Consider the following 12,215-nt stretch of genomic DNA (forward strand, 5'->3'; position numbering starts at 1 on the left):
TATACGGATTTCCTTTCCTTTTATTCACAAATGAAAGGAAAGTTTCATTCTATGCACAAGGAATCCCCCTCATTCAAAGGGGGATTCCTTATAGTTGTTCTTTTAACTTTTTCAACGCTTCTGCAGCAGCTTGTTGCTCCGCTTCTTTTTTCGACTTGCCACTACCAAGTCCTAAAGCCACGTTATTTAACGTAACACGTGACACAAATTCTCGATTGTGGGCTGGCCCTTTTTCTTGTAAAATTTGATACTCAATATTGCCACTACCATCACGCTGAATCAACTCTTGTAATTGACTCTTATAATCCATCACATGAGAAAAAGCACCTTCATTAATTTTAGGGTATACAATTTCTTTTAAGAAGCCCCATACTGTTTCTAGCCCTTGATCAAGATAAAGGGCACCAATAAACGCTTCAAAGACATCCGCTAATAAAGCTGGTCGTTCACGTCCACCTGTCATTTCCTCACCTTTTCCTAATAAAACAAGGCTACCAAATGACAACTCGTTTGCAAAACGAACAAGAGATGGTTCACATACAATTGCTGCACGTAGTTTTGTTAACTCTCCTTCGCTCATTGTCGGATATTTTTGAAACAGATACTGCGATACAGTAAGTTCCAATACTGCATCTCCAAGAAATTCGAGACGCTCATTGTCTTCATGTGGTTTTTTTCGATGCTCATTCACATACGATGAATGCGTAAATGCTTGAATCAATAATTTTTCATCTGTAAACGTAATACCTATCTTTTCTTGAAATACTTTAAACGCTTCACGATATTTTGTTTCGTATTTTTTTTCTCTATATTTACGGTACGGCATAGGTCCCTCCAGATATAAGCCGAGAAGCCCCGCTAAAAAACGGGACTTCATTCAAGCATTATAGATGACTCTCTATGTAAGTCACAGCATCGCCAACAGTAGCAATCTTTTCAGCATCTTCATCAGAAATTTCCATTTCGAATTCGTCTTCTAATTGCATTACAAGTTCTACTACATCTAGGGAGTCTGCTCCTAAATCTTCCTTGAAGCTTGCAGCTGGTACTACTTCTGTTTCTTCTACTCCTAAACGATCAACGATAATTTTTGTTACACGCTCTAAAACATCTGCCATTCCATTCACCTCCCCTCAAATATTATATTAAATATTGTCCAAAAAAACTAGTTGAAATCGATTCTTTTATTACATTACCATACCGCCATCAACATTTAACGTTTGACCTGTAATATATTTGCTTTGATCAGAAGCAAAAAACGTTACAGCATTTGCGATATCTTGCGCTTCACCAAACTGAGCTGCAGGAATTAATTTTAACATTTCAGCTTTTATATTTTCATCTAATACGTCTGTCATATCCGTCGCAATAAATCCAGGAGCAATTGCATTTACAGTAATATTGCGGCTCGCTAACTCTTTTGCTGAAGTTTTTGTTAATCCAATTACACCTGCTTTAGCAGCAACATAGTTTGCTTGTCCTGGATTACCCGTTACTCCAACAACAGAAGCGATATTAACAATACGCCCATGACGTTGACGCATCATAAAACGAGATACTGCCTTCGTACATAAGAATACACCTTTTAGGTTTGTATTAATAACTGTATCCCATTCTTCTTCTTTCATACGCATTAATAAATTATCTTTTGTTACACCTGCATTATTTACAAGAATATCAACTTGTCCAAATACATCTACAGTTTGTTTCACCATATTTGTAACGTCTTCAGCATTTGCAACATCTGCTCTTACTGCAATTGCATCCGAACCTAATTTCTTTATTTCATCAACTACTTCATTTGCCTTTTGCTCGTTACCAGCATAATTTACTACAACATTTGCCCCTTGTTTTGCTAAATCAATCGCAATTGCACGACCAATTCCACGTGAAGCACCCGTTACTAATGCTACTTTCCCTTTTAACATCAGTTTTCTCCTCTCAAATTTGAAATGGTATCTTGTAATGTCTCTTCATCGTATATCGCGTATGCTTTCACTGATGAATCAATTGACTTCATAAGTCCAGCAAGTACTTTCCCAGGTCCAATCTCAATAAATGTATCTACCCCTTGACTCACCATATATTCAATGGATGGATACCATAAGACAGGCGAATAGAGCTGCTCGATTAGCTTTTCTTGAATATGCGCACCACTTGTAATAACGTCTGCTGTTACATTTGCGATTACAGGAATATTCGTATCTTGAATTGTAATTTCATTTAAGACACTTTGGAATTTCTCCGCCGCTGGCTTCATAAGCGCAGAGTGAAACGGTCCACTTACTTTAAGCGGAATTGCTCTCTTTGCACCATGTTCTTTCGCTCTTTGAGAAGCAATCTCGACTCCTTGCTTTGTTCCAGAAATCACAATTTGCTTCGTACTATTCATATTAGCAATTTGTACTGCATACCCTTCACTTGTTACTTCTTCTGTAACTTGTTTCAGCATATGTGGATCAGCACCTAAAATAGCCGCCATTGCACCTTCTCCGCCAGGAACAGCTTCTTCCATATATTCCCCACGTTTCCTTACAGCATATACTGCATCCTCAAAAGTTAATGCACCCGCTGCTACAAGAGCGCTATACTCACCTAAACTATGCCCTGCGACAAAGTCTGGTGTAATATCATACTCTTTTAAAGCTGTCAAAATAGCAAAACTCGTTGTTAATAAAGCAGGTTGCGCATTTGTTGTTAACGTAAGCTTTTCCTGTGGCCCTTCAAAAATCACTTCTGAAAGTGAGTCTTGCAACACCTCATCTGCTTTTGCAAATACATTTGCAACTTCTTTATTATTCTCTGCTAACTGTTTACCCATTCCAACTGCCTGTGAACCTTGGCCCGGAAAAAGAAATGCTAGTTTTCCCATTTCAAATCCTCCTCTTATTGGAGTGGCTCTTTCTCCATTACGCTTGAAATAGTAGGAATAACTTCTTTCGCTACCATTTCTCTCGTTTGACGAATCGCACTAAATATTGATTGGTCATTAGAAGAACCGTGAGCCTTAATGACAGGAGCTTTCAATCCAAATAACGCCGCTCCTCCATACTCCGAATAATCCATTTTATCTTTTAATACCATAAGTTTTGGTTTTAATACCGCCGCTGCTAATTTGCTCGTAAACGAACTCATTAACTGCTCTTTTAACATAGAGAATAATGCAAGTGCTGTTCCTTCTAAAGATTTTAGCGCTACATTACCTGTAAAACCGTCACATACAACAACATCTGCTACACCTTGTAACAAGTCTCTTGATTCAACGTTTCCAACAAAATTAATTGGCGCATCTTTAAGCATTGCAAAGACTTGTTTTGAAAGCTCGTTCCCTTTGCCATCCTCTGTTCCAACATTTAAAAGTCCAACGCGAGGATTTTTAATCCCTCTTACTTTCTCAGCGTATACAGATCCCATTACTGCATATTGATATAAATGAATTGGTTTTGCATCAACGTTTGCTCCAACATCTAACATAACAAAACCTTCTCCATCAACAGTTGGCATTGTAGGGGATAAAGCTGGTCGCTCAATTCCTTCCATTCGACCTACAACAAACAATCCGGCCGCCATTAAAGCACCTGTACTACCAGCTGATATACAAGCATCTGCTACGCCATCTTTTACTTGCTGTGCCGCAAGTACCATTGAAGCTTGTTTTTTTCGACGAACCGCTCTTACTGGTTCATCTGTCGATTCGATTTTTTCGTCTGTATGGAGTATAGTAATTCGCTCTTCACTCGTTAAGTATTGACGAATTTCCTCTTCTTTCCCTACTAACGTAATATGTAGATCAGAATATTCCTTAATAGCTTTCATTGCTCCTAGTACGACAGCCTTTGGAGCATGATCGCCGCCCATTGCATCTATTGCGATTTTCATAAGTTGTTACCTTCCTCACTATAATTACTAGATCGATACATTTCAAAAGTGCCTGTAAAAACAAGTTCTTCTCCAACGAAGCTACGCACTTTGACAACCGTCCGCCCTTTGTCATTCTCTACATCTTCCACGCGCGCTTTTGCAACAACACGCTCTCCTAATTTTACAGGACGAATGTATCGAATGGTAGACTTTGCAGTTAAAGCTAATTCTTCATCAATAACCGCAACAGCTAGTGAGTTTGCTTGTGCAAACAAATGATGCCCACGGGCAATTTGATTTCTTTTAAATACGTGTTCTACCTTCACTTCAAAGATAGAAATTGCATGTCTATCTAATTCTATATCAATAATTTCTCCGACAACCTCTTCTAACGGTAAAGATTTCACATCTTCTTCATGTTGCTTTGTAGCTACATGTTTAATTCTTTCTCTTAATTCAGGAATAGATAATTCCATACGATCTAGACGTACGGTTTGTATACTCACTTGAAATTTCTCTGCTAAATCTTCATCCGTAATAAAAGGATTCGTTTCTATAGTTTGTTGTAATAATTCTTGTCTTTCTTTTTTACTTCTTCTTTTTTTCATACCGCACCATCCATTTTTATGACTAGGTACTAACAGTAGTATATAATCATTAAAAGTAGAATGCAACAAAAACTTTTGTTGCCTCCCTTTAATCGAGCTTCTCTCCCTGGAACACACCTGTCCCATCAAGATACGTACGCAACGACGCATATTGATCATTATGCCAAAATGCTTCTGAATCTACTAGTAACGCCGCATCTTGTCTAGCTGTTTCTAGCGCCCGATAATCATGTACCATATCAGCAACCTTGAATTCTGGTAAACCACTTTGCTTACTCCCAAAGAAATCTCCAGGACCTCTTAACTCTAAATCTTTTTCCGACAATACAAATCCATCATTCGTTTCGGTCATAATACGCATTCGTTCTTTTCCCGTTTCCGATTTTGGATCCGCGATTAATAAACAATACGATTGTTCACTACCACGCCCAACACGTCCTCTTAGCTGATGAAGCTGTGATAAACCGAAACGCTCTGCATCATAAATAACCATTACAGTCGCATTCGGTACGTTCACACCTACTTCAACAACTGTTGTCGATACAAGAATTTGCACTTTATTTTCACTAAATTGTCCCATTATCTCTTCTTTTTCTTGAGATGATAATCTTCCATGCATTAATCCAACTTGACATTTCCCCTGATAATGATGAGTCAGCATGCTATGTAAGTCGATTGCATTTTGCACATCAAGTTTCTCAGATTCTTCAATAAGGGGACAAATAACATATGCTTGTCTTCCTTTATTTATCTCTTTCTCTACAAAACCGAGAACACGATCTAACATGTCATGTTTTGCCCAGTATGTTTCAATTACCTTTCTACCAGCCGGCATCTCATCGATTATAGAAACATCCATCTCTCCAAATGCAGTAATTGCTAACGTACGTGGAATCGGGGTCGCTGTCATAAATAATACGTCTGGACTCTCGCCTTTCTCACGTAAAACTCGTCGCTGCGCTACACCAAATCGATGTTGTTCATCAGTAATAACGAGACCTAACCTATGAAAGATCACTTCATCTTGAATTAAAGCATGTGTTCCAACAAGGATATCTATTTCTCCTTGTTCTAATTTTGCCAAAATCTCTCGGCGTCTCACACCTTTAACTGAACTTGTTAACAATTCAACCTTCATACCAAAGTGCGAGAACGTCTCTGCGAGCGATTGATAATGTTGTTCTGCTAAAATTTCTGTCGGAACCATTAAAGCACCTTGATAATGCGCTAATTTTGCTGCATAAAGACCAATTGCAGCAACCACCGTTTTACCAGAACCTACATCACCTTGCAACAGACGATTCATTCGATAAGGAGATGTCATATCTTTCATAATTTCATCTACAACTCGGCGTTGCGCACCAGTTAACGGAAACGGAAGAGCATCGATAAACTCTTGCAATTCTTCTGAAGGAATTTCTTTTTTCGTCCCTTTCGAATTTTCCCTCTCCATTTTCCGTAACGTTTGCATTTTTAACTGAAATAAGAAAAACTCCTCATATACAAAACGGCGACGCGCTTGCTTCAAATCTTCCTGACCTGTTGGAAAATGCAACGCCCGAAGCGCTTCATAACGCGGCAATAATTTATATCGACTTAGCAATCCATCAGGTAACACTTCAACTATAGAATCTCCATACTCTTTTAACGCTTGTGCAATAAAACGGCGCATCTGTTTTACTGTAAGTTTCCCTTTCACTGAGTACACAGGCTCTACTTCTTGTTGACGTACAACCGGTCCAAAATGAAGTTCTGATACCGCAATCGTTTGACGATGCTGATCCCATTTACCAGTAATCGTTACCGTTTCATCTAAATTTAACTTCTGCTTATAGTACGGCCTATTAAAACATACAGCTGTAATTAAATAACGACCTACGAGGACACGAACCGTAAGACGCGACTTCTTCTTCCCATAATATTGCAGTAAAGGAGCACTATGAACTTTTCCCTCTACTGTTACACGTTCATCATGCTTTACTTCAGCAAGATCTTTCATCGCATAGTCTTCATAACGGTACGGAAAATGTTCTAATAGATGAGAAACTGTATAAATTCCCATCTCGTGTAGTAATTCAGATGTTTCTCCTCCGATTCCCTTTACATCCGTAACGGGAACTTGTACAACTTCATTCAAGATTCTCACGCTCCGTCACATTATTTTTTTGATTCATTATCCATTAACATGATTGACATCTGTAATCGCTCTCTTTCACCCTATATATTCTATCATAGGCATTCTAAGAGAAACTACTCAAATCCCTCATAAACAACACGAAAGAAAAGAGCCTCACTATTAGCAGCAAGGCTCTTTTTTATCTTCAATATGCTAGCCTTTTGAATAAAAACTAGTAATAAACTTCATATTACTACTTATTATCCATTAGCAAGTAAGTAATCCATTTATTTTCAAAACGAATTTTTTCTTATTCTACAGAGAAGATGAAAGAATACACCGGTTGGTTTCCAGCATGTACTTCTACTTCTGCATCTTCAAAATTCTCTTCTACAAATTCAACTAATTCAGCTACTTCTTCGTCAGTTGCATCTTCACCTTGTAGAATCGTTACGATTTCAGAATCTTCATCAATTAGTGCTTCTAGTAATTGCTTCGCAGCCCCTACTTTTTCAGCATTTGTTGATACGATTTTTCCATCTGCGATACACATGAAATCATCTTTTTGAATTGCCACACCATCAATTTCCGTATCACGTACAGCATACGTAATTTGACCTGTTTTCACATGAGATAAAGCTTCTTTCATGTTTTCTTCATTTTCTTCTAGCGTTCCAACTGGATTAAATGCTAACATTGCAGCCATACCTTGAGGAACTGTTTTTGAACGAACTACAATCACTTCTTGATCCACAACTGACGCTGCTTGTTCTGCTGCCATTACGATATTCCCGTTGTTCGGTAAAATAATGATTTTTTCAGCGTTTGCTTCTTCAATCGCCTTCACGATATCCTCAGTACTTGGATTCATCGTTTGGCCACCTTCGATAACTTTCGTCGCGCCAATGCTTTCAAATAAAGTTTTAATACCAGATCCCATAGCTACAGTTACGATACCATATGGTTGTTTCTCTTTAGGCTGGCTAGTTGGCTCAGGCATCATAGCAGGCTCATCTAATAAAGCGGTATGCTGTTCACGCATATTCTCTACTTTAATCTTGATTAAACTACCGTAACGTTGTCCGTAGTTCATAGCGTCTCCAGGATGTTCTGCATGAATATGAACTTTTACAATTTCATCATCAGATACAACTAGTAGTGAATCACCATACACACTAATATCTTCACGGAATTTTTGTTCAGAGAAATTATGTTCTTTCACTTTATCAGCTTCTAATTTCACCATGAACTCCGTACAATATCCATACTTAATATCTTCTGTACTCAATTGGCTTTGTACACTACGGTGATGTTCTGCGCGCACCATTTCATTCATAGATGGTTGGGCAGGTGCATCAGAAGAAATCGTTTCTCCTTTTAAGTCAGCTAAAAACCCTTCGTAAACTACTACAAGACCTTTACCACCGCTATCTACAACGCCAACTTGTTTTAATACAGGTAATAAATCTGGCGTACGATTTAACGATGCATTTGCTTCTTTCACAACGTCTTCCATAAACAAAACAAAGTCGCGCTGTTTTTTCGCAACTGTTACTGCATATTTACCCGTTTCTCTTGCAACCGTTAAAATCGTTCCTTCAATCGGTTTCATAACCGCTTTGTAAGCCGCCTCTACTCCAGCTTCTAAAGCTGCAGCAAAATCAACTGTTGTTAATTCTTCTTTTTGTTCAATGGATTTCGAGAAACCACGGAACAACTGAGATAAAATAACTCCAGAGTTACCACGAGCTCCCATTAATAATCCTTTGGCTAAACTTACGCCGACTTTACCAGCATGTTGTGAAGGATTTGCTTTCACTTCACGTGCGCCTGAAGTCATAGATAAGTTCATGTTTGTACCGGTATCGCCATCTGGAACTGGAAATACGTTTAATGCATCAACAAGCTGAACATTATTCGTTAAATTATTCGCTCCTTGAATGATCATTTGTGATAAACGTTTTCCATCAATTTTTTGAATTGACACAGATTTTCCTCCTTAATGCACATTACAAGTTTATTACTTTAACTCCTTGTACGTAGATGTTTACAGAATCTACTGCTAGTCCTACAGTTTGATCTAATGTATATTTCACTTTCGTCTGCACGTTATGTGCTACTTCTGAAATTTTCGTACCATAGCTCACAATAATATACATATCAATATGTACTTCATCTTCATCTTTACGAACAATAACACCTCTAGTGAAATTTTCTTTTCGTAAAATGTCTGTTAATCCATCTTTTAACTGATTTTTTGATGCCATACCTACGATACCGTAGCAATCTACCGCGGCACCTCCAGCAATTGTTGCAATTACATCTGTACTAATATCAATTTGACCGTACTTCGTTTTAATTTCAATTGACATCTCGTTTTCCCCCTTCATAAATGGTGAAAGTGAGTTAGACTACTTTAGTTACTATCATATAATCTTTTTAAAGAAAATTCCATCGTTCTTTCTTTTTCACTCTCATATTTTATGTTGAAAACTACACTTTTTTATGATGAGCAAAATAGTCCATTGTTATTATACAACATGTATTACTATAATATGTCAAGCAATTTTTCTTGATTTCAACTTTTCTTCATTGACATATAGTGTCAAGTAATTTTTCTTGATTTCTTTTTTCTACAGTGTTGCATTCTCTTTTTAGTTGTGTTAAATTATAGTAGTGTTTTTAGCATCGCATAAAAGACTAACATTGAAAAATTACGTATGGTAAGGTATCAAGGGAGGGAAATATAAATGGCTCGTGTTTGTGCTATTACTGGAAGAAAAGCTCGTTCTGGTAACTCTCGTTCTCACGCAATGAACGCTACAAAACGTAAGTGGGGCGCTAACCTTCAAAAAGTTCGCGTACGCATCGACGGAAAAGTTCAACGTGTTTACGTTTCTGCTAGAGCATTAAAATCTGGCAAAATCGAACGTGTTTAATAATAAAAAAAAGAGCCGCTAGGCTCTTTTTTTACTATACCAATGGAAAAAGCACCGGTAATAGGTGCTTTTTTTAATCTTTTTTGAAGGTATTTAACATGGCACGAACAATTCCACCAAGAAATTTAGGTAACTTAATTGTATAAAATCTCATGGTTTCCCTCCTAATCCCCATTACTCCACTTGGTCACTATATGATGTAAGGAGCAAAATTGTTTCTTTAATCAGTGCTTCTTATCACCATTAATATGCCAGAAGTAAATGAAAAAGTACCTTTTTCCTCAACGAGTTCATTACTAATACAAAGTGTGGATCCCCACTCTATTTTTTTATTCGTTAGAGGATATTTAAAACCAAGTAATGTAATCCCTTCCACTATTTCAGTAACAGGCACAAAAGATACATAAGGGAAATTTTTATTTTCTTCAATTATATGTGTACCTACTCTTTTTACACTTATTTCATTTTGATTGTCTACAATACACATCTCTATTCCTACTTCTAATCCTTTTAAAAGCATTTGTATATTCGCTAAACCGTGATCAAGTCTTCCGCCAGTAGCACCAAAAATACGAATGAGTGCCGGCTTTTGTTCTAACGCCCAGTTAATCGCAATTTCTAAATCAGTTTGATCTTTTTCACGAGGAACAATATGTAAATCATTTGTTTGTTGCCCCATCCATGCTAATTCTTCTTCCGTAACCGAGTCATAATCTCCAAACGCAACAGCAGGAGTAATACCTCTTTTTAATAAACGATATACTCCTCTATCAACTGCCGCCCACACTACTTTCTCATTTTCATATGAAGAAAAATCTGCACAATATTCCGCGGGTCCTCCCGCTAAAATATGAATAATCATGTTTCCTTCCCCTTCTATTGTAAAAAGGCAATCTGCCATTCGGTAGATTGCCTTTTTATATATTTTTTCTCTACCCTTTATAAATAGTGAAAACTTACTACACTAGAAGATTCACTGGGATAAAGACTCGTTCATTCATTATCCACGAATGACACGAATTGCTTCACCGCGGTCTTTTTGATTGTATACTGCTGACCCAGCTACAAGTACATTTGCTCCTGCTTCTACACAAAGTCTTGCTGTTTCAGCGTTTACACCACCATCAACTTCAATTTCTACTTCTAGATTGCGCTCTTTAACCATTTCTGCAACTTGTTTAATTTTCGGTAATACAGAATGAATAAATTTCTGCCCACCAAATCCAGGGTTTACTGTCATAAGTAATACCATATCAATATCTTCTAATACATGCTCAATCACTGAAACTGGCGTATGCGGATTTAATACAACTCCTGCTTTAATGCCATGAGATTTAATTAACTGAATTGTACGATGTAAATGAGGGCACGCCTCTACATGAACAGTAATAATATCCGCTCCCGCTTTTGCGAAAGTCGGGATATAGTTATCAGGATTTTCAATCATTAAATGTACATCTAACGGTAACGATGTGATCGGACGAATTGCTTCTACAATTAATGGTCCAATCGTAATATTTGGTACGAAATGTCCATCCATTACATCGACGTGAATGTAATCCGCTCCGCCTTTTTCTACATCTTTAATCTCTTCCCCTAATTTTGAAAAATCTGCTGATAAGATCGATGGTGCAATTTTAATCATAACTAATACCTCGGCTTTCTCTCTCTAATTTCTTCTACAAATTGTTTGTAATTCTTATAACGATATTCTGTAATCTTCCCCTCTTCAACCGCAGCCTTCACAGCGCATTTCGGTTCAGAAAGATGTGTACACCCTCTAAATTTACAGTATTGGCTCGCTTCTTTCAACTCTGGAAAACAATATGTAAGATCTTCTACCTCTATCTCTATGAAATCGAGTGAACTAAAACCAGGTGTATCTGCAACTAGTCCGCTTCCAATCGCAATTAATTCTACGTGTCTTGTCGTATGTTTCCCGCGTCCTAAATGTGAGGAAATATCATTCGTTTTCAGTTCTAATTCTGGACGTAAGACGTTAAGCATAGAAGATTTTCCAACACCAGATTGCCCCGCAACAACGGAAACACAACCTTCTAAGAACGGTTTTAAAATATCAATACTTTCCGATGTATTTATAGAAGTAAATAATACATCATATCCCATCTCACGATAGTCATTTGCATAAGATTCAACAGTTCCTCTCATTTTTTCATCCACTAAATCCATCTTACTAATGCAAATAATCGGCTTAATGTTATGATATTCAATCAGCACTAAAAATCGATCTAACAGCCCCGGATTAAAATCTGGTTCTACTGCTGAAAAAACAAGAATTGCTTGATCAACATTAGCAATAGGAGGCCTGACAAGTTCATTTTTTCGATCAAATACTTCAAGCACGTATCCTTCACTTGGATTATCAGCCTGAAAAACCACTTGGTCTCCTACCAGTGGTGTAATTTTATTTTTTCTAAACACACCACGCCCGCGACATTGTGTAATCCCTTCTTCATGCTGCACATAATAAAATCCACTTAGAGCTTTTACAATTTTTCCTTCTGGCATATAATTCTCCTTTATTCTGTATAAAGTGAAGCTGGAATTCATATTGAATGGATTATCATTCTTTAAATAAAGATTTCAAAACCCGTCATATATACACATTAATATATTTAATCTACCATCAAATTTAAAATATTATTTATAACAGTATCACTTTTATATCTT

At 37.3% G+C, this 12,215-nt stretch carries 14 protein-coding genes; 1 reads left to right on the top strand and 13 read right to left on the bottom strand.

The genetic code is table 11. The features are described 5' to 3' along the window. Window positions 1-88 precede the first annotated feature (88 nt). The 9 genes from rncS to ACTFNE_RS00740 all read right to left on the bottom strand — a co-directional run bounded on the left by rncS (window position 89) and on the right by ACTFNE_RS00740 (window position 8,957). The gene (gene rncS / locus ACTFNE_RS00700) at window positions 89-826 is read right to left on the bottom strand and encodes a ribonuclease III (protein ID WP_001146876.1); all 738 of its coding nucleotides are present in this window, start codon (window positions 824-826) and stop codon (window positions 89-91) included. 58 nt (window positions 827-884) lie between these two features. Beyond that, window positions 885-1,118 carry an acyl carrier protein gene (gene acpP / locus ACTFNE_RS00705; protein WP_000786062.1) on the bottom strand — a complete coding sequence of 78 codons (234 nt, stop codon included), beginning with the start codon at window positions 1,116-1,118 and terminating at the stop codon, window positions 885-887. 69 nt (window positions 1,119-1,187) lie between these two features. Then, on the bottom strand, window positions 1,188-1,928 hold the full coding sequence (gene fabG, locus ACTFNE_RS00710; RefSeq protein WP_000911782.1) for a 3-oxoacyl-[acyl-carrier-protein] reductase: 741 nt from the start codon (window positions 1,926-1,928) through the stop codon (window positions 1,188-1,190). Then, window positions 1,928-2,872, bottom strand: coding sequence for an ACP S-malonyltransferase (fabD, locus tag ACTFNE_RS00715; protein ID WP_000516951.1), 945 nt, complete (start codon window positions 2,870-2,872; stop codon window positions 1,928-1,930). The genes fabG and fabD overlap by 1 nt, the downstream gene beginning before the upstream one ends. A gap of 14 nt (window positions 2,873-2,886) precedes the next feature. Beyond that, window positions 2,887-3,879, bottom strand: coding sequence for a phosphate acyltransferase PlsX (gene plsX, locus ACTFNE_RS00720; protein WP_000684108.1), 993 nt, complete (start codon window positions 3,877-3,879; stop codon window positions 2,887-2,889). Then, a complete protein-coding gene (gene fapR / locus ACTFNE_RS00725; protein ID WP_000747352.1) occupies window positions 3,876-4,469 on the bottom strand; it encodes a transcription factor FapR in 594 nt (197 codons plus the stop codon). Before fapR ends, plsX begins: the two co-directional genes overlap by 4 nt. Window positions 4,470-4,557: 88 nt before the next feature. Next, a complete protein-coding gene (recG, locus tag ACTFNE_RS00730; RefSeq protein WP_001006884.1) occupies window positions 4,558-6,606 on the bottom strand; it encodes an ATP-dependent DNA helicase RecG in 2,049 nt (682 codons plus the stop codon). 289 nt (window positions 6,607-6,895) lie between these two features. Next, window positions 6,896-8,572 (bottom strand): DAK2 domain-containing protein, encoded by a 1,677-nt coding sequence (locus tag ACTFNE_RS00735; RefSeq protein WP_000027110.1) that lies wholly within the window; start codon window positions 8,570-8,572, stop codon window positions 6,896-6,898. A 22-nt stretch (window positions 8,573-8,594) separates the two neighbouring features. Continuing rightward, window positions 8,595-8,957 (bottom strand): Asp23/Gls24 family envelope stress response protein, encoded by a 363-nt coding sequence (locus tag ACTFNE_RS00740; RefSeq protein ID WP_000021109.1) that lies wholly within the window; start codon window positions 8,955-8,957, stop codon window positions 8,595-8,597. A gap of 378 nt (window positions 8,958-9,335) precedes the next feature. Between ACTFNE_RS00740 and rpmB the strand changes: the two genes are divergently transcribed. Further along, on the top strand, window positions 9,336-9,524 hold the full coding sequence (gene rpmB / locus ACTFNE_RS00745) for a 50S ribosomal protein L28 (RefSeq protein WP_000124776.1): 189 nt from the start codon (window positions 9,336-9,338) through the stop codon (window positions 9,522-9,524). 73 nt (window positions 9,525-9,597) lie between these two features. On the opposite strand, the gene spoVM is transcribed toward rpmB, so the two are convergent. From spoVM to rsgA, 4 genes are all read right to left on the bottom strand, one after another. Next, entirely contained in the window at window positions 9,598-9,678 is an 81-nt protein-coding gene (gene spoVM, locus ACTFNE_RS00750; protein WP_001213599.1) for a stage V sporulation protein SpoVM, read from the bottom strand. Between the two features lie 66 nt (window positions 9,679-9,744). Then, window positions 9,745-10,425 (bottom strand): thiamine diphosphokinase, encoded by a 681-nt coding sequence (locus tag ACTFNE_RS00755; protein WP_001998094.1) that lies wholly within the window; start codon window positions 10,423-10,425, stop codon window positions 9,745-9,747. Between the two features lie 99 nt (window positions 10,426-10,524). Next, window positions 10,525-11,169, bottom strand: a complete 645-nt coding sequence (gene rpe, locus ACTFNE_RS00760; protein WP_000589966.1) for a ribulose-phosphate 3-epimerase — start codon at window positions 11,167-11,169, stop codon at window positions 10,525-10,527. 2 nt (window positions 11,170-11,171) lie between these two features. Continuing rightward, complete coding sequence (gene rsgA, locus ACTFNE_RS00765) at window positions 11,172-12,053, bottom strand: ribosome small subunit-dependent GTPase A (RefSeq protein ID WP_046198496.1); 882 nt, start codon at window positions 12,051-12,053, stop codon at window positions 11,172-11,174. Between the last annotated feature and the right edge of the window lie 162 nt (window positions 12,054-12,215).

It is taken from the genome of Bacillus cereus group sp. MYBKT111-2, assembly GCF_051915205.1.
Taxonomy (GTDB): Bacteria; Bacillota; Bacilli; order Bacillales; family Bacillaceae_G; genus Bacillus_A; species Bacillus_A paranthracis.